This is a genomic window from Halioglobus sp. D3-4 (genome assembly GCF_055809315.1).
The window spans coordinates 5,032,265-5,050,813 of record NZ_CM147907.1; the positions used below are offsets into that span (position 1 = coordinate 5,032,265).

General features: G+C 57.2%; 18 protein-coding genes. 13 read left to right on the forward strand and 5 right to left on the reverse strand.

Translation table 11 applies throughout. The annotated features are described in order from the left end of the window. Positions 1–14 precede the first annotated feature (14 nt). On the forward strand, positions 15–446 hold the full coding sequence (locus AC0L6S_RS22220; RefSeq protein ID WP_473426288.1) for a type II toxin-antitoxin system RatA family toxin: 432 nt from the start codon (positions 15–17) through the stop codon (positions 444–446). Between the two features lie 4 nt (positions 447–450). Then, complete coding sequence (locus tag AC0L6S_RS22225; RefSeq protein WP_473426289.1) at positions 451–768, forward strand: RnfH family protein; 318 nt, start codon at positions 451–453, stop codon at positions 766–768. 25 nt (positions 769–793) lie between these two features. Here the strand turns inward: AC0L6S_RS22225 and AC0L6S_RS22230 are convergent, their stop codons facing one another. Then, on the reverse strand, positions 794–1,201 hold the full coding sequence (locus AC0L6S_RS22230; protein ID WP_473426290.1) for an outer membrane protein assembly factor BamE: 408 nt from the start codon (positions 1,199–1,201) through the stop codon (positions 794–796). 74 nt (positions 1,202–1,275) lie between these two features. Between AC0L6S_RS22230 and fur the strand changes: the two genes are divergently transcribed. Then, complete coding sequence (fur, locus tag AC0L6S_RS22235; RefSeq protein WP_473426291.1) at positions 1,276–1,701, forward strand: ferric iron uptake transcriptional regulator; 426 nt, start codon at positions 1,276–1,278, stop codon at positions 1,699–1,701. A gap of 89 nt (positions 1,702–1,790) precedes the next feature. On the opposite strand, the gene recN is transcribed toward fur, so the two are convergent. Further along, positions 1,791–3,440, reverse strand: a complete 1,650-nt coding sequence (gene recN, locus AC0L6S_RS22240; RefSeq protein ID WP_473426292.1) for a DNA repair protein RecN — start codon at positions 3,438–3,440, stop codon at positions 1,791–1,793. Positions 3,441–3,588: 148 nt separating this feature from the next. Here recN and hrcA point away from each other — a divergent pair, with 148 nt between their 5' ends. The 10 genes from hrcA (at position 3,589) to AC0L6S_RS22290 (ending at position 14,906) form a co-directional block, all read left to right on the forward strand. Next, entirely contained in the window at positions 3,589–4,626 is a 1,038-nt protein-coding gene (hrcA, locus tag AC0L6S_RS22245) for a heat-inducible transcriptional repressor HrcA (RefSeq protein WP_473426293.1), read from the forward strand. A gap of 148 nt (positions 4,627–4,774) precedes the next feature. Continuing rightward, positions 4,775–5,386 (forward strand): nucleotide exchange factor GrpE, encoded by a 612-nt coding sequence (gene grpE, locus AC0L6S_RS22250; protein WP_473426294.1) that lies wholly within the window; start codon positions 4,775–4,777, stop codon positions 5,384–5,386. A gap of 168 nt (positions 5,387–5,554) precedes the next feature. Continuing rightward, positions 5,555–7,486: a molecular chaperone DnaK gene (dnaK, locus tag AC0L6S_RS22255; protein ID WP_473426296.1), complete on the forward strand. Its 1,932-nt coding sequence runs from the start codon at positions 5,555–5,557 to the stop codon at positions 7,484–7,486. Positions 7,487–7,601: 115 nt separating this feature from the next. Beyond that, positions 7,602–8,732: a molecular chaperone DnaJ gene (gene dnaJ, locus AC0L6S_RS22260; protein WP_473426298.1), complete on the forward strand. Its 1,131-nt coding sequence runs from the start codon at positions 7,602–7,604 to the stop codon at positions 8,730–8,732. Beyond that, on the forward strand, positions 8,729–9,532 hold the full coding sequence (gene dapB / locus AC0L6S_RS22265) for a 4-hydroxy-tetrahydrodipicolinate reductase (protein ID WP_473426299.1): 804 nt from the start codon (positions 8,729–8,731) through the stop codon (positions 9,530–9,532). Before dnaJ ends, dapB begins: the two co-directional genes overlap by 4 nt. A gap of 199 nt (positions 9,533–9,731) precedes the next feature. Then, a complete protein-coding gene (gene trxA, locus AC0L6S_RS22270; RefSeq protein ID WP_473426300.1) occupies positions 9,732–10,586 on the forward strand; it encodes a thioredoxin in 855 nt (284 codons plus the stop codon). A 194-nt stretch (positions 10,587–10,780) separates the two neighbouring features. Next, complete coding sequence (locus AC0L6S_RS22275; protein WP_473426301.1) at positions 10,781–11,821, forward strand: LLM class F420-dependent oxidoreductase; 1,041 nt, start codon at positions 10,781–10,783, stop codon at positions 11,819–11,821. Positions 11,822–11,839: 18 nt separating this feature from the next. Then, positions 11,840–13,630 (forward strand): bifunctional isocitrate dehydrogenase kinase/phosphatase, encoded by a 1,791-nt coding sequence (gene aceK, locus AC0L6S_RS22280; protein ID WP_473426302.1) that lies wholly within the window; start codon positions 11,840–11,842, stop codon positions 13,628–13,630. Further along, the gene (locus AC0L6S_RS22285; protein WP_473426303.1) at positions 13,630–14,337 is read left to right on the forward strand and encodes a histidine phosphatase family protein; all 708 of its coding nucleotides are present in this window, start codon (positions 13,630–13,632) and stop codon (positions 14,335–14,337) included. Before aceK ends, AC0L6S_RS22285 begins: the two co-directional genes overlap by 1 nt. 17 nt (positions 14,338–14,354) lie before the next feature. Further along, the gene (locus tag AC0L6S_RS22290; RefSeq protein ID WP_473426305.1) at positions 14,355–14,906 is read left to right on the forward strand and encodes a histidine phosphatase family protein; all 552 of its coding nucleotides are present in this window, start codon (positions 14,355–14,357) and stop codon (positions 14,904–14,906) included. Here AC0L6S_RS22290 and AC0L6S_RS22295 read toward each other — a convergent pair. The 3 genes from AC0L6S_RS22295 to AC0L6S_RS22305 all read right to left on the reverse strand — a co-directional run bounded on the left by AC0L6S_RS22295 (position 14,903) and on the right by AC0L6S_RS22305 (position 18,544). Then, the gene (locus tag AC0L6S_RS22295; RefSeq protein WP_473426306.1) at positions 14,903–15,760 is read right to left on the reverse strand and encodes an acyl-CoA thioesterase; all 858 of its coding nucleotides are present in this window, start codon (positions 15,758–15,760) and stop codon (positions 14,903–14,905) included. The genes AC0L6S_RS22290 and AC0L6S_RS22295 overlap by 4 nt on opposite strands. Positions 15,761–15,775: 15 nt before the next feature. Further along, entirely contained in the window at positions 15,776–17,080 is a 1,305-nt protein-coding gene (locus tag AC0L6S_RS22300; RefSeq protein WP_473426307.1) for a TetR/AcrR family transcriptional regulator, read from the reverse strand. A 105-nt stretch (positions 17,081–17,185) separates the two neighbouring features. Then, complete coding sequence (locus AC0L6S_RS22305; RefSeq protein ID WP_473426309.1) at positions 17,186–18,544, reverse strand: MATE family efflux transporter; 1,359 nt, start codon at positions 18,542–18,544, stop codon at positions 17,186–17,188. Between the last annotated feature and the right edge of the window lie 5 nt (positions 18,545–18,549).

The window sequence follows — 18,549 nt, forward strand, 5'->3', positions numbered from 1 at the left end:
GATAACAGGGAACCATGACAGTCATTAACCGCAGCGCCTTGCTGCCCTACAGCGCGCGACAGTTGTTCGATCTGGTAAGCGATGTGGAGTCCTATCCCAGCTTTATGGAGGGCTGCGTGGGCGCGAGCATTCTACGCAGTGATGAATATGTACAGGAGGCGCGCCTCGATCTCGCTCGTGGCGGTATTAAACAGAGTTTCAGTACCCGCAATCGCCTGAGCGACGCGCGGGAGATCACGCTGGAATTGCTCGACGGCCCATTTGAGAAATTTGCCGGGCACTGGGATTTTCACGCGTTGGGAGACTCCGCCTGCAAAATGAGCCTGTATCTGGAGTTTAAATTCAACAGTAAATTGCTGGGCGTTGCGGCGTCCCGCTTGTTCGATAAAGTAACCAATAATCTGGTGGACGCCGTCAGTCGTCGCGCCACGCAATTGTATGGCTGATCCAATGAGCAATGAAACTATGATAACGGTGGAGGTCGCCTATGCGCTGCCTCACAAACAGGCCCTGTTGAAAGTTGAACTGCCGGCCGGCGCAACGGCGCTGGAGGCGGCGCAGCGATCGGGTATTGCCGAGAAATTTGACGGGCTGGATCTGGATAACGCGAAGCTGGGTATTTTTGGTCAGGTCGTCGGGCCTACGCAGGAATTACGTGATGGCGACAGGGTGGAAGTTTACCGGCCCCTGATTGCCGATCCCAAAGAAGTGCGCAAGGCCCGCGCGGCGCGCGCGAAAGAGCGGCGCGCTGGCGACAACACAGGGTAGGGTGATTTCGTAGAGATACCCTGACTCAGGGTGCGGGTATTCCCGGTGTGGGCTCACTGGGCTGCGCTGGCGCGGCAGACGGTTGCTCTGCGGCCTTTTCGGCACCCCAGTCAGACGGTGCCAGATCGCCCGACACGTTGGCTAGATAATCGCCGTCGAACTCGACAGTGAGTCGCGACTCACTCAGTATCTTGGTGCCATTGCGCTTGGAATACAGGTAATCCCAGCGATTTTTGTCAAAAGTGTCTTCCACCAGTGGCGTGCCCAGAATGAATTTTACCTGGCGGCGGGTCATTCCCGGTTTGAGCTGAGCGGCCATTTCGGGCGTGACGATATTGCCCTGCTCGACATTAATTTTGTACACACCGGGGAAGCCGACGAAGCCGCAGGCGCTAAGTGTGGCAATTGCCAGAGAGATAAAAAAAATCCGCATGGGATATAACTTCCACTTGCTCTATTGGGGTGGCATCATACATCCACTGGACAGTACAGAGAAGCCCTATAGCTATGCCTGAACAAAATCAGGAACTACGAAAAGCCGGATTGAAGATCACGTTGCCGCGCGTGAAGATTCTGGAAATCCTGGAATCTTCCGGCGACGGGCCGCAGCATATGAGCGCTGAGGATGTCTATCGCGCACTACTTTCTGCGGGTGAAGATGTCGGTCTGGCCACGGTGTACCGCGTGTTGACGCAGTTCGAGACGGCCGGCCTGGTGACGCGTCACAACTTCGAGACGGGCCATTCCGTGTTTGAACTGGCCACCGGTGAGCACCATGACCACATGGTTTGTGTGAGTTCTGGTGAGGTCGTGGAGTTTACTGATCCCGTGATTGAGCAGCGTCAGCGCGAGATTGCCAAGGAACACGGCTTTGAGCTGATGGACCACTCGCTGGTGCTCTATGTGCGCAAGAAGGACGAGGCATCGGATTAGGCCCACGTTGTCGGCTCGGCGGCCGCACAGCTGCTTCAGCGCGGCCTCGCTAGCTGCCCTCGTTTAGCAGAGCAGCTTTATCAAGACGATCAGCTTTCCAGCATTTCCCGCGCGTGTGCCAGCGTCTGCGGCGTGATTTTGACGCCACCTAGCATGCGCGCTATCTCCTGCACCTTTTCTTCGGTATCCAGGCGGGACAACCGCGTTTCCACGGATTTGTCGCGGCTGGTTTTGCTGACCTGCAGGTGATGCGTGCCCTGTGCCGCCACCTGTGCGAGGTGGGTCACGCACAGTATCTGGGCGCGCTCCGACAGTGTGCGCAGCAACTTGCCCACCACTTCGGCCACCGCGCCGCCGATGCCCACGTCAACCTCGTCGAACACCATGCTCGGTGCCGTGGCCGTATTGGCAGTCACCACGCTGATGGCGAGACTGATGCGCGAGAGTTCACCGCCGGAGGCGATTTTGCCGAGCGGCCGCGGCGGTGCGCCTGGGTTGGTGCTGATGAGGAATTCGACTTCCTCACTGCCGTGGGGGTGCGGGTCATCACTTTTGAGCGCTGTAAGCCCGATTTCAAACTGACAGCCCTCCATGGCCAGTGATGCCAGTACCTCGGAGGTATTCTTGACCAGTTTTTTCGCGGCGCTGCGCCGTTTTTTGCTCAACTGCGTGGCATCGGCAGCGTACTGCTGCGCCAGCGCAGTCATTTCCTCTTCCAATTGGTCGATACGCTGGCCGCCGTTTGTCAGGCCCAGCAGCTCTTCGCTCAATGCTGAATGCAGGGTGGGCAGTTCCTCCGGCAGCACCCGGTGTTTGCGGGCGACATCATAGATGCTCTCCAGTCGCTTCTGGACATCGGCCAGGCGCTCCGGGTCCACCTGTACGCTGTCGATATGCCGCTGAATTTCGCTGTGGGCCTCGTTCAGGGCGATGGCGGCGGAATCGAGCAATTCCCGGGCGCTGTTGGCGGCGGGGGTGGCGTGAACGTCCGCGTTCAGTAATTTCAGCGCCTGGTAGGCACCCCTCTCGTGTTCCTCACTCAGTTCGAGTGCGCGGTGTGCGGCGGTGAGAATGTCCTCGGCGTTGGAGAGCAATACCTGTTCCTGCTCCAGTTCCGCGAGTTCGCGCTCCTGCAGGTTCAGGGTATCCAGTTCCTCCACCTGATAGGCCAGCAATTGCAGGCGGCTGGTGTGCTCGTCCCTCGAGCCGGCCAGCAATTCCAGCTCGCGTCGTTTGCGCAGCCAATCGGAGGCGTGTTGTTCCACGGCCCGGGTGAGGGCCTTGTGGCCGGCGTAGGCGTCCAGCAGGTCGCGCTGTGTCGGTTTGCGCAGTAGCGACTGGTGGGCGTGCTGGCTGTGAATGTCGATCAACAGGGCGCCCAGCTCCGCGCAGTCCTGCAGGGTGCTGAGGCTGCCGTTGATATAGGCGCGGCTGCGTCCGTCGGCGCTAATTACTCGCCGCAGCAGGCACTCATTCCCGGTCTGCAGATCGCGGCTCTGCAGCCAGGCGACCGCCTGCGGTATCGCGGCAATATCGAAACAGGCAGTAATCTCGGCGCGGTCACTGCCGTGGCGGATGGCTTTGGGGTCGGCGCGGTCGCCCAGACAGAGCCCCAGCGCATCCAGCATGATGGATTTGCCCGCCCCGGTCTCGCCGGTGATCACCGTCATCCCCTCGGAAAACTCCATGTCCAGAGCGGACACGATGGTGTAGTTGCTGATAGTGATCTGGGCGAGCATGGACATCTACCTTGGATTTCGTCTTTTATACCCCAGAAGTGTAATGCGATAAACACCCTTGGCGCCAAAGGAATATGTAGCTGCTGCGACTTTGTAATTATTCGCGGCTGTGATAAAACCGTAGGCTCATCAATACGGGTTGGAGGCAATGGGGACAGGAGAAATATCAGAGCGTGCCAGTATCTTGCTGAAGACGCTGGTCGAGCACCATATACGCGACGGACAGCCTGTGGGCTCCAGCACCCTGATGCGATCATCCGGCCTGCCCGTCAGCGCGGCTACGATTCGCAATGTGATGTCGGATCTGGAAGAGCGGGGGTATCTGCACTCGCCGCATATCTCTTCGGGCCGTGTGCCCACCGCGCAGGGGTATCGCCTGTTTGTCGACTCCCTGCTGCAAGTGCAGCCGCTGGAAGAACAGGCGATATCCACGCTGCGCGCGGAGCTGAACCCGGATAAATCCTCGACCGAACTGGTACAGGCGGCATCCCTGTTACTGTCCAATATCACCGCTCAGGCCGGTCTGGTCACGGTGCCGCGTCAGGATGCGCATCAACTGCGGCAGGTGGAGTTCCTGCCGTTGTCTGGTGAGCGCGTACTGGTGATACTGGTGGTTAATGAGCGCGAGGTGCAGAACCGCATCATCCACACGCGGCGCGCATTTACCGAGGCTGAGCTGCGCGCGGCTGCGGCCATGGTGAATCAGCGCTATGCTGGTCAGCCACTGAATCAGGTGAAGGGCCGAATACTGCGTGAGATGGAAGAGGCGCGCAGCCAGATAGACAGCTATATGGAGGCCGCTCTGGATCTGGCCAACCGCGCGTTGGAACAGGACGATAAAAAAGAAGACGAGTACGTGATGGCGGGTGAGTCCCGTCTGCTCGGTGGGGCCACGGTTGAGGAGATGGACCGGTTGCGCGAACTGTTTGATACTTTCGAGCAGAAAAAGGATCTGCTCCACCTGCTGGAGCGCAGCACGCGCGCCGAGGGCGTGCAGATATTTATCGGCGAGGAGTCCGGTTTTGAGGTGTTTGGCAACTACAGTGTGGTCACCGCGCCCTATAGCGACGGTGCGAAAACGCTGGGCGTGCTGGGCGTGATCGGCCCCACCCGCATGGCCTATGCCGAAGTGATTCCCATCGTTGATGTCACGGCCCGCATGTTGAGTTCGGCGCTGTCTGCCTAGCGGTGCCGCGTAAGCCCGGGCGGTGCGCCCGGCCCAGGTGATCAATCACCGCCAATTTCATTCGCACAGGCCTTGAAATAGTCCGTGATGGCCCCATATCCGCCTGAAGATCGGGATAGCGCGCCTGCTAGCAGGCCGCGCGTGAAGAATGCACACACGAATATGGAGTCCTAGCGTGGCCAAGCAAGACAACAAGCAGCCTGAGTCGAACGAACAAACTGAAGCCGTAGAAAACCGGCCGGATGAGGCGATGCAGGCGGCACCAGACGAAGCTGCTGAGCAGACTGAAGCGACCGGGGAGGTCACACTGGAAAGCCTGCAGGAGGAGCTGAAACTCGCCAAGGAGGACGCGCTGCGTGCCCAGGCTGACGCGCAGAACGTTATGCGTCGGGCTGAGCAGGATGTCGAGAAAGCCCGCAAATTCGCGCTGGAGCGTTTCTGTGCGGAACTGCTGCCGGTGGTGGACAATCTGGAGCGCGCGCTGGAGGCCTCTTCCGGGGACGACGAAGTCGTCAAACCGATAGCTGAGGGTGTGCAGCTGACACTCAAAAGCTTTCTGGACGCGCTGAAGAAGTTTCACATTGAGGCGATCGACCCCGTCGGCGAGCCTTTTGATCCGCAATTGCACCAGGCCATGAGTATGGTGGAAAACCCCGATGTGGAGCCCAATACGGTGACGATGGTGATGCAGAAAGGTTACACCCTCAGCGGGCGTCTGGTGCGACCGGCGATGGTAATGGTCAGCAAGAGCCCCGGTTGAGGGGCCACAGCCCAATCAGGGCTTAGGCGGCAGCCCGCCGCAGGGTGGGCATTAATTGGCGCAGAGTGACAAATATGCCCTTGAAATCAGTCAAATAGGGCCAATATACAGAACAACGAACAATGGTAACCGTGGGTACGGCCCGCGAACAAAAACTGGAGAAAGAGAATGGGTAAGATAATCGGAATCGACTTGGGCACGACCAACTCTTGCGTATCCGTAATGGAAGGCGGCAAGCCCAAGGTCATCGAGAATGCAGAGGGCGATCGCACGACTCCCTCTATCGTCGGCTACAGCGAGGACGGAGAGATCCTGGTTGGCCAGAGCGCCAAGCGTCAGGCAGTGACCAACCCGCACAACACAGTGTTCGCGGTGAAGCGCCTGATCGGCCGTAAGTTCAAGGATGATGTGGTACAAAAAGACATCTCCATGGTGCCTTATAAAATTATCGCAGCAGAAAACGGCGACGCCTGGGTACAGGTGAAAGACGACAAGATGGCGCCTCCTCAGGTGTCAGCTGAAGTGCTGCGCAAAATGAAAAAGACTGCTGAGGAATACCTCGGCGAGCCGGTAACCGAAGCGGTTATCACGGTACCTGCCTACTTCAACGATTCACAGCGCCAGGCGACCAAGGACGCCGGTAAAATCGCCGGTCTGGAAGTTAAGCGTATCATCAACGAGCCGACAGCAGCTGCGCTGGCCTATGGCATGGACAAAGCAAAGGGCGATCACACTATCGCGGTGTATGACCTCGGTGGTGGTACCTTTGATATATCCATCATCGAGATCGCCGAAGTGGATGGCGAGCACCAGTTTGAAGTGCTTTCCACCAACGGTGACACCTTCCTCGGCGGTGAAGATTTTGACATGCGGTTGATCGAATACCTCGCCGCAGAGTTCAAGAAAGAGAGCAGTATCGACCTGCACAATGACCCGCTGGCATTGCAGCGTCTCAAGGAAGCGGCAGAAAAAGCCAAGATCGAGTTGTCCAGCTCGCAGCAGACTGAGGTCAACCTGCCGTATATCACGGCTGACGCTACCGGGCCCAAGCACCTTGTGGTCAAACTGAGTCGCGCCAAGCTGGAATCGCTGGTGGAAGATCTGGTGACCCGCTCTATGGAGCCGGTGAAGCTGGCATTGAAAGATGCAGGACTCAGCCCCAGCGAAATCAACGAAGTCATCCTGGTAGGTGGTCAGACCCGTATGCCAATGGTGCAGAAAGTGGTCGCGGATTATTTCGGCAAAGAGCCACGCAGGGATGTGAACCCCGACGAGGCCGTAGCTGTGGGTGCTTCCATCCAGGGTGCAGTGCTGGCCGGCGACGTGAAGGACGTATTGCTGCTGGATGTCACACCCCTGACTCTGGGTATTGAAACCATGGGTGGCGTGGCGACACCGCTGATCGAGAAGAACACCACGATTCCGACCAAGAAATCGCAGATATTCTCCACCGCGGAAGACAACCAGACTGCTGTGACCATTCACGTGGTACAGGGCGAGCGCAAGCAAGCCTCTGGCAATAAATCGCTGGGCCGTTTTGACCTGGCCGATATACCGCCGGCGCAACGTGGTATGCCGCAGATAGAGGTAACCTTCGATCTGGACGCCAACGGTATCCTGAATGTGTCAGCCAAAGACAAGGCGACTGGTAAGGAACAGTCTATCCGCATTACTGCTTCAGGCGGTCTGAGTGACGAAGACATCGAGAAGATGATTTCCGATGCCGAGGCCAATGCCGAGAGCGATGCCAAGTTCGAGGAGCTGGTAAGCGCACGCAATACCTGTGATGGTCTGGTGCACGCAGCCCGCAAGACGCTCGAAGAAGCAGGCGAACACGGCACCGATGAAGAAAAAGCCGCGATTGAATCAGCGATAACAGAGGCCGAAGAGGCGCTGAAAGCTGACGACAAAGAGGCTATCGATGCCGCTGCCGCCAAGCTGACCGAAGTGACCGGCGTGGTAGCGCAGAAGATCTTTGCTGCGCAGGCGGCCCAGGATGAGGCCGCTGCCGGTGGCGCGGAAGACGCTGACGCCAAAGCTTCCGGTGGTGACGATGTGGTCGACGCTGAGTTCGAGGAAGTGAAAGACGATAAAAAGTAAGGCTGGCGTTCTGCGCCAGCGGGATGGAGGTTTTCTCCATCCCATACCATGATCAGGACTACGCGGGACTTCAGAGCCCGCGTAGTCATTTACGGAAGAGCTGTAAAAAAGGCCTATGTCAAAACGCGATTACTACGAAGTTCTCGGTGTCAGTAAGGATGCCGACGAAAGAGACATCAAGAAGGCGTATCGCCGGGAGGCGATGAAGCACCACCCCGATCGCAACCCCGACGATCCGGCCGCCGAGGGTAAGTTCAAGGAGGCCACCGAGGCCTACGACATCTTGATGGACAGCCGCAAGCGGGCAGCCTACGACCAATACGGCCATGCCGGTGTAGACCAGAGCATGGGCGGAGGAGGCGGCTTCGGCGGCGAAAACTTCAGCGATATCTTTGGCGATGTGTTCGGCGATATTTTCGGCGGTGGCGGCGGTCGCGGTCGCGGCGGTCCACAGCGTGGGTCCGACCTGCGTTACACGCTGGATATTTCGCTGGAAAATGCCGTCAAGGGCACCACAGTTGAAATTCGCGTGCCATCGCTGAGTAGTTGTGATGCCTGTGATGGGTCCGGTGCAAAAGAGGGTACCTCTGCTACAACCTGCGGTACCTGCGGCGGCGCCGGTCAGGTTCGCATGCAGCAGGGCTTCTTCCAGGTGCAACAGACCTGCCCGGCGTGTCGTGGTCGCGGTAAGACGATTACCGATCCTTGCGGCACTTGTCGTGGCCAGGGTCGCGTCGAGAAGACCAAGACACTGTCGGTCAAAGTGCCGCCAGGCGTGGATACCGGTGACCGGATTCGTCTTTCTGGTGAAGGTGAGGCCGGTCCAGAGGGTGGGCCTCCCGGCGACCTGTTCGTGCAAATGTCTGTTCGCCAGCACCCCATCTTTGAGCGCGATGGCAAAAACCTTTATTGCGAGGTGCCCATCACCTTTGTCGATGCCGCGCTCGGCGGTGATCTGGATGTGCCGACGCTCGATGGCCGCGTTAAATTGAAAATTCCGCCGGAGACACAGACCGGCAAACTGTTCCGACTGCGTGGCAAGGGCGTTAAACCTGTGCGCGGTGGCGGCGTCGGTGATTTACTGTGCCGCGTTGTGGTAGAAACGCCGGTAAAACTCAATAAGGAGCAAAAGACCCTGCTAGAGGAATTGCGCAATACCCTTGGTGAGGGTGGCAAATCGCAATCGCCGCGCCAGACCAGTTGGTTCGAAGGTGTAAAGAACTTCTTTGACGAGTTAAAGCCATGACAGTACGAATTGGTATTACCGGCGCAGCCGGGCGCATGGGGCGCACCCTGATAGAGGCGATTAGCCAGGCACAGGGCATGACCCTCACCGCCGCGATAGAACGCCCTGAAAGCACCTTGCTGGGCGCAGACGCAGGCGAACTGGCCGGGCAGGGCAAGAACGGCGTCGCGGTTGTGGATACACTGGCGACAGCGATTGATAACATCGATGTGTTGATTGATTTCTCCGTACCAGATGCCACGCTGGCCAATCTCGCCGTGTGCCGCGAGCACAACACCGCGATCGTGATAGGTACCACCGGGTTTACCCCTGAACAGCAGGGCGAGATCGACAGTGCGGCGAAGGTGATTTCCATCTGCAAAGCCTCCAATTTCAGCACCGGCGTCAACCTGTGCTTTAAACTGCTGGATATGGCCGCGCGTGTGCTGGGAGACGACGTCGACATCGAAGTCTATGAGGCGCACCACCGGCACAAAATTGACGCGCCTTCTGGTACTGCCCTGAGCATGGGTAAGGTCGTTGCCGATGCACTGGGGCGCGATCTCGATAAAGTGGCGGTATACGGCCGCGAGGGACAGACCGGCGCAAGAGCGCGAGACACCATCGGCTTTGCAACTGTGCGCGCCGGTGACATCGTCGGCGACCACACGGTAACATTCGCCGCCGATGGTGAGCGCGTAGAGATTACCCATAAGGCGTCCAGCCGAATGTCCTTCGCCAGAGGCGCCGTGCGCGCCGCCGGTTGGCTGAAGGCGCAGGACGCGGGCCTTTACGACATGCAGGACGTCCTCGGCCTGTAAACAACGTAATGAAGCGAGCCTGCAGTACCCGCCGAGGGTGTGCAGGACCGTCGGCGGCCATGGATGGCCGCCGTCGAGCCTACATGGACGTACTTGTGGCGTGTCCAGCACACCCTCGGCGGGTGCTGCAGGCGGGGTCCTGGGGATAGCTATCCCCAGACACAGTGAACGCCGAACTGATTAGTCACAGGGGGAGCCAGTGACCGACTACATAGTCAACATCGACGAAACCAACGCCTCCGCACTCCTCATCGAGGAATCGCACAAACGCCCCGTAGTCGTAGACTTCTGGGCCGAGTGGTGCGAGCCCTGTAAAACCCTTATGCCGCTGCTGGAGAAAATCGCCCAGGAATACCAAGGGGCGTTTCTATTGGCCAAGGTAAATGCCGATGAGCAGCAGGGCATCGCCCAGCAACTGGGCGTGCGCAGTTTGCCCACTGTGATGGTCATTCAGGGTGGGCAGCCCGTGGACGGTTTCGCCGGTGCCCAGACGGAATCGTTTGTGCGCGAAATGCTGGAAAAATACCTCCCCAAACCATGGGATGGGCTGTTGCAACAGGGGCTGGCTGCGATGGAGCGAGGTGAGTTCAACGAGGCCTTGACGCCGCTGCGACAGGCCTGGCAGGACTCCAAGCAGCAGCATGATATAACGCTCTCCTATGCGCACGCGCTGATTGAGGCACTGCGTCTGGATGAGGCGGAAGCCCTGCTGGACGGCGTTCGCATGGCCGATCAGGACGCTGGTTACGAACAGCTGCGCGCGCAGTTGGAGATCAAGCGCGAGGCGGCCAAATCGCCCGAAATTACGGCGCTGGAAGAGCAGTTGGCGGCGAACCCGGACGATTTGGACTTGCGCTATCAATTGGGTGTGCAGTACACCAATGCCGGACAATTTCGGGAAGCGATGGAGCAACTTGTTACGATTTTGCGCAGCGATGTCGACCACGGCGATGGTGCTACCAAGCGCATGCTGCTGGACTCTATCGCCTCACTGGGCAAGGGCGACCCACTCGCGGTTGAATACCAGCGCAAACTCTACAGTCTGCTGTATTGAGCTTGTACCTGGTTGGACAGGCAGGGGCTATATCGCCCCATCTGTCGGTTGGTTGGGCCGCGGGCGCTTGCTCTGCGGCGACAATTTTTTTGGTAATACCGTCTGGCATCAGGCAGAATTCACCGCATGGCGCACCCACGCGCTGAACCTTTTCACACGGGCCGTGTTGGCCCTGTAAGTACTGGAGATTATCTATGAAACTGGGCTTTCTGCTGGGCTACTCCGGCAAGCAAATTCATCTGCCAATGGAGCTGATTCATCAGGCGGAATCCATGGGTTTCGATTCAGTCTGGACAGCCGAGGCATATGGCAATGATGCTGTCTCCAGTGCGTCCTGGATACTCGCCCAGACCAAAAAAATCCGAGTGGGCACTGCGATTATGCAGATGCCGGCGCGTTCTCCGGCAATGTGTGCGATGACGTCCATGTCGTTGCACCAGTTGTCGGGCGGACGTTTTATCGCCGGGCTCGGTGCGTCCGGTCCCCAGGTCGTCGAGGGTTGGCACGGTGTGCCCTACGGCAAGCCTGTCACGCGCACCCGCGAGTATATCCAGATCATGCGCAAGATTATGGAGCGCGATGGTCCGGTTGAGTTCGACGGCAAAGTCTACCAGTTGCCCAATAAAGGCGAGGGTACGACAGGGCTTGGCAAACCGCTGAAGTCCATTCTGGAGGGCTGCCCTGAGCTGCCTATTTACACCGCCTCCATTACACCGGCAGGTTTGTCCTGTGCCGGTGAGGTCGCCGACGGTGTGTTTCCAGTGTGGATGGACCCAAACAAATATAGCATTCTGGGTGAACACCTCGAAAAAGGGTTTGCCAAAGCGGGTAACGGCAAGAGCCTGAAAGACTTTGACGTGGCGCCTTTCGTGATGGTGTCACCGAACGATGATCTGGCCGCCGCGTTTGATGGGCTGCGACCCTGGTTGGCGCTGTACATCGGTGGCATGGGTGCCAAGGGCAAGAACTTCTACCACGACTACGCTACGCGTCTGGGCTATGGCGATGTCGCTACCCGGATACAGGATCTGTACCTGGAAGGCAAAAAGGACGAGGCTACCGCACTGGTTCCCAATGAGTTGCTCGATGAAGTGGCACTGGTGGGTTCACATGGTCGCATTGTCGAACGGCTGGCACCGTGGAAGGAGGCCGGTAAGCGCGGCGAGGTTGGCTCCATGTTATTGAACATCGCTAATCCCGCTATTCTGGAGCTGTTTGCCAAGGAATTGCTGTGAGGCAAAATGCAGTCGCCGATGGGCAGTAGCAATTCGGAGATCGATAGCGAAGCTTCAGTAGCACAGGTTGATGTGCGTGAGCGCTTCGCTCGCGCCATACTGAATGGCTTTGAATCCTACTTTGCGGAATTCCAGAATATAACGCTGGCAGCCAAGACCCGTTTTGAAAATGCCGACTGGCAGGGCATCCGGCAGGCCTCGATTCAGCGTATTGATCTGTACAAGGTCAAAACGAAGAAGGTCTTCGAATACGTTGAACTGATAGCCGGTGATGAACTGCGCGACCTCAATTTCTGGCGGGAGGCACGCCAGATCTACGCGCAGTTGATCGACGGGCACAATAATTTTGAGATTGCCGAAACCTTCTTCAATTCCGTCTACTGTACGGTATTCAAGCACCGCAAAATTCGCGATGAATACGTGTTTGTGTTCTCGCCACATGGGGATATGCCGCCGGCGGATGTCAGTAAGGTCTACCGTACCTATCGGCTTGAGGGCTCCCTGAATACCCTGCTGGAGAACCTGCTCACAGACTTTGCATTTTCGATTCCCTATGAGGATCTACTGCGCGATATCAACAATATCCGCGATGCGATCATCGACAGGCTGGCGCTGCAGTTTGATCTGAACCACGACGACACCCAGTTCCAGATTCTCGGGCACCACTTTTTCCGCAACAAGGGGGCGTACCTTGTCGGACGTATTCTGTCCGGTGGACAGTCCATGCCTATCGTCCTACCCATCCTGCACAACGAGCGGGGTGCTGTTTACGTCGATACGATACTGTTCGGTTCGGATATGGTTAGCGTGCTGTTCAGTTTTACCCGCTCCTATTTTCTGGTGGATGCCACCATCCCGGCCCAATGCGTCTTGTTTTTGCAGCAGCTGATGCCGGCCAAGCCGATCTCGGAAATCTACAGTGCAATGGGGCATAACAAGCACGGCAAGACGTATTATCACCGCTGCGCGTTTCGCCATATGACGAGCACCAACGACCAGTTCAATATCGCGCCAGGTATCAAAGGGATGGTCATGACGGTATTTACCCTGCCGTCCTACGATTTTGTGTTCAAGGTGATCAAGGACAAATTCACGCCGCCCAAGGATATGACGCGCGAGCAGGTGAAAGCCAAATACACTCTGGTGAAGCGTTGGGACCGCGCCGGACGCATGGCCGATACACAGGAGTTTAACAATCTGGCGTTTGCCAGAGCGCGTTTCTCCGATGAACTTATGGAGGAACTGCGCAAGGTGGCACCCTCTGTTCTGGAGGAGCACGGCAAGACGCTGATTATCAAACACGTGTATGTCGAGCGCCGCATGACACCGCTGAACCTCTATTTACGCAACGCCACCGATGAGCAGGTGGCGGCGGTGATGGATGAGTATGGCAACGCCATTAAACAGCTGGCGGCAGCGAATATTTTTCCGGGCGATATGTTGCTGAAAAATTTTGGTGTTACCCGACACGGCCGTGTCGTTTTCTATGACTATGACGAAATCGTCCCGCTGATGGACTGTAATTTTCGCACCATACCCAAGCCCCGCTCTGAGGAGGAAGAGATGTCCAGCAAGCCTTGGTACACGGTTGCCCCCAATGATATTTTTCCCGAGGAGTTTGCGCTCTTTTTTTCCGGCAACCAGCGCGCGCGCGAGGTGTTTGACACCTTGCACAGCGATATCTACGAGGCCTCCTTCTGGCAAGGTCTACAGGAAAAAATAGCTGCCGGCCATGTAGAAGACTTTTTCCCCTATCGGCGCGAACTGCGATTCGACCGTGACAACGACACTGTAATACGGAGCGCCTGATGGCTACGATTTATTTGGTCCGCCATGGACAGGCTTCTTTTGGCGCTGAAAATTACGACAAACTCTCTGAGTTGGGTTGTCGACAAGCTACAGTCACCGGCGAGTATTTTCGCGATTGTAGAATTCAGTTTGATGCGGTATATAGCGGTGATTTGTCGCGCCAGCGGGAGACGGCCCGCCTGGCGATTGCCAGTCAGGCGGACGGCATTCCACATCATATAGACCCGCGTTTCAATGAGATCCAGAATGAGGAGCAATTGACCTGCCTGTTGCCAGAGGTGACAAAGCAAAACCCGGCAGTGCAGGCGCTGGTTGATAAAGGTCTCAGTGCGAGCAAGGATTACCAGAAAGTCATCGATGCCGTGTTCAACTACTGGGTGTCTCCGGCCTGTGATGATGCGCGCATCCAGAGTTGGGCGGACTATTCCGGCAATGTGCGCCAGGCCTTGGCCGATGTTATGCAGGAGCAGGGCAGTGGCAAAACAGTAGGTATATTCACCTCCGGTGGTACGCTGGCGACCATTGTCGCTCAAGCACTGGGACTTGGCGGCGACCAGACTTATCAACTCTATGAACCTGTTTTTAATTGCTCCATTACGCAGTTGTTTTACAGTGGGTCGAAAGTTTCGCTTTCGTCTTTTAATGACAGCTGCCATCTCAGGTTGCTTGGCGCGCAGCGCGGCGAGAACCTGCTGAGCTACCGGTAGGCGCTGCCGCCCGGCCCATGGATATTTTTCTGGTCAGGCATGGTGAAGCTGCCGCCAGCTGGGGGCAATCACCCGATCCGGGACTCAGTGAGTTGGGGCGTCAACAGGCGCAGTCTGCGGCGCAGGAACTCAGCCAGCAGTTGGGCGACGGTGATGCGCTGTTGGTCAGTAGCCCGCTGCAGCGCGCCATTGAGACGGCAGTACCGCTTTCGACATTGTTGCAGCAGAGCGTTCAGGTAGACGCCGCGTTTCGTGAAATCCCCTCGCCGGTACCGCTGGCACAGCGTCAGCCGTGGCTTAGGCAGTTCATGCAGCAGCAATGGCACGAGCAGGCGGATGAACTCAAGACATGGCGTAACAACGCGTTACAGCAATTGTTGGGGCTGCGCCAAAGTGCCGCTATTTTTACCCATTTTCTGGTGATAAACGCCGTCGTAGGCCAGTTGCTTGAGCGCTCCGAGACGCTGTGTTTCTGGCCTGCCAATGGTTCAATAACGCATCTGCGCCACAATGGTAACGCTCTGGAACTGGTCGCCCTCGGTGAGGAACTGCAGACGACGGTAAATTAATTATTGCGCAGGCGAATAAGCGATTCCTGTGCCGTAGAGGCAACCAGCACACCGTCGCGTGTATAAAAGCTACCGCGACTGAAACCGCGACCTCCGCCGGAGATTGGGCTGTCCAGACAGTACAGGAGGTGCTCGTCGGCCCGAAACGGCTGGTGGAACCACAACGCATGATCCAGACTCGCCGATTGCAGAGCTTTATCCATGCCTGTATGCGGGTGCGGCAGCAGTGCGGAACCGAGCAATCCAAAATCTGACATGAACGCCAGCAGGGTCTGGTGTATTCCCAGATCATCGCCCAGATCCCCCTGTGCACGGAACCATATCTGCTGTTGTGGCTCCTGCGGCTGCGGGTTGAGATGATCTCGCGGTTGTACCGCCTTGCGCTCAATTGGGTTTGAGACAGGCGGATCGATATTCTTGTCGGGGTTTTCTTTAGCGATGCGAGTCCATCGATCGAAATCGGATTCCAGTTCTTCCGGTGGGGGAACCTGCATCATGTCAAACTGGTGTTCAAGTCCCGGTTCCTCGATATGAAAGGATATCGAGGAACTGAAGATAGCAATACCATCCTGCTTGGCGATGACGTTGCGGGTAGTAAAGCTTTTGCCGTCGCGAATGGGGTCGACCTCATAGACAATCTGTTTACTGGGATTTCCCGGCCGCAGAAAATAGGCATGCATGGAGTGCGTGATACGCGTTTCGTCCACCGTGCGAATGGCTGCATTCAGAGCCTGCGCGAGAACCTGCCCACCGAACACCCGCGAGGGGCGTTTCGGGCTGCGCCCGCTGAACAGGTACTTGTCTATCTGGTGGACCTCTAGCAGCTTGACGAGTTTTTCTATATCACTGGCCACGAAGTTACTCCTAAATTAGGTTTTCTGCCCATTTGCGCGCGGCAACAGGCCGTTGAAGAAAATATCGAAGTAGTCAATGGCCGCGCTGTCGATGTTGTCGACTTTTCGCCACTGCTTTAGATTCATCGCGGCGTTGATGGCACCGGCGACGAGTTGCTGGGCAACATAAATGTTGATCGGGCGCACACTGCCATCGGCGATACCGGCATTCAGGAAATTTCCGAACTCATCATTGGCTTTATCAGTGCGTTTGAGAATCTCGCGCCTGCGCGCCATCGGCAGGGCGGTGATAGTGTTGTAGCGAATCAGCGGGCCGACTTCGGAGTTTTGCACATAGAAGGTGCGGCGACAGGTCATCTCGGCCTTTTGCAGACCACTACCCGTGGATTGTGCCGCCTGCTCGTGAATGTTTTCCATGATCTCAAGCGAATGGCCATAGCAGCGGAACAGCAGGTCTTCCTTGTTGTTGATGTGGTAGTAGAACGCGCCTTTGGAGACATTGAGGTGTTCTGCGATCTCGTCCAGTGACGTGCCGTTGAACCCCTGTCGGTTAAAAAACAGCGTGCCAGTCTTCAGGAAGGCGATCTGCTTGAGGCGATTTTGTTCAGCGCGGTCAAAGCCTCGCAACAGCGCGACCTGTTCGTTCTCGTGACTGATATCGGCTGGCACATAGTCGTCTTCTCCGGCAAAAATACCGTGCGCGATAATATCCCAAGCCTCCTGTGCGGTGGCATTGACTGCATCCAGAGGGATGTTGTGCAGCCAGGAGAACGTCCAGTCTACCGAGCCCAAAATGGCGCGAGTGGTGGCACTGGGTTCGCAGGGTTGCATGGAGCCATCGGCAATGCCCTGGCGGATGTATTCCCGCAGGCGCTTGAACATCTCCACATAACGCGCCTCGACTTCTTGGCGATGCGTACCTTTTAGCGCTGCTATTTCAAGCAGTGCCGCAATATGCGGCCCCCTGTGTTCCTGCGCGGCCAGCCAGTTTTCAAAATGCTGCAGGAAAAAAGCCGATGCACGCTCCATGGGCTGGGAGTGCGTGGCCTCGATCTTGTCCAGATTCTGGTGGTGCTGGTCCAGCGCCGCCATATAGCACTGGTAGATCAGGTCTTCCTTGGTTTTGACATAGTAGTAGAGGCTGGTTTTGGTCAAGCCCAGGCTCTCCGCGATATCTTTTAACGTGGTCGCTCTCGAGCCCTTGTAGTTAAACAGCTTGGCAGCCTGCGACAGAATCGCAGCCCGTTTGGCATCGTGCTGGACCGTGCGGTTAAACGGTGACGCATCCCGGCCTGTAATGGTCGTATTATCTGCTGGCATGAGAGGTGGCTCCTGTCTGTGGAGCGGATGACCTACTGGCAATTCTATAATTTCAACTTTAAGTATTTATTTTGTCGCTGTCTACAGCAAGCAGGCAGAAAATTGTCAGTCGGCTGCGTTGAACTGGATGTGGCACCACTTTCGGGAGCGAAAACGGCGGAAGAGAATGGCTGCCTTGATGATGTAATCGAGGAGCATTACCGAGAAGATCCAGTAGACGGAGAGCCCCAGCCAGAGAAAAACCAGGGCTGGAATCAGTCGCCCCATAATGATGCCGCAAAAGGTGGCGACCAGTGGAAATCGCGTATCACCGGCACCGCGAAGCGCGCCACCGAGGGTAAATTCAAACGCCATGAATGGCTGCGCCACCGCTATGATGTACATAAATACGACTGTGAGGTGAATAACCTCCGGGTCGTCGATCATGAAGCGAGCGAGATCTTCTGCGAACCAGGCCAGTGTGATCGAAAGGCTGATCATGGCAATCAGCGCCATGCGCAGCGAACGCGAAGCTGCCAGCACCGCCAGCTCCACCTTGCCCGCACCCAACTGCTGGCCGACAAGGGTGGCTGTTGCAATACCGAAGCCAAACCCGATCACGATGGGGAACGCCACGAGGGTGATTCCAATACCGTAGGCGGCATAGGCGACTGTCCCGTAATGCGCCACGATGGTGAAAAAGGCCAGAAAGGCGACCTGTACGATGCCCTGTTCAAGGACAGCGGGCCCGCCGATCGACAGGATCTGGCGACACAGGCGCCAGTCCACGGCAAGCGATTTGGCCGGCTGAAGGTTAAAATGGCCGCGCCACCACACGACGACGAACAGGATGGTGATCAGAGCCGCACCCACACTGCCTCCCAGCGCGACACCGGCAACGCCGGACTGTGGGATAGGCCCAATGCCGAAAGCCAGTAGATAGGAGAACAGAACGTTCAGCACGGAACTGAAAAGCAGGTACCACAGTGGTGTGATCACATCCCCGGTGGCCCGCAACGCAGTTCCCAGCATCATATTGATGGCCGCGAAAACATTGAACAGGGCCATCCAGAAGATGTAGCTTGCGGCGAGGCTGGTGGTTTCCTCATCGAGACCGAATATGCCGGCAATTGCCCGGGGGGCAAGAAGGACGGGTATGCTGACTACAACAGCCAACACCACCGACATGGTGAGGGCAGTCCAGGAGACGATTTCGGCCTTCCTGTAATCCTGGGCGCCCCAACTCCTGGCAATCAGTGCGGTGGCGGCGACTGATACCCCCATCAGCAGGGCTTGAACCAGAAAGAATATTCGCTGCCCGGTGGTTACGGCCGCAACGGAACTGGTACCCAACTGCGCAACAATTTTGATCTGCATGAAACCGACTGTAGTGAACAGCAGGTTGGAGATAATGGTCGGCCACGCCAGCCGCCATACATGACGGCTGGTAGAAGCAGGTTTTTCCGGGGCGGTGGTGGTGGACAAGTGAC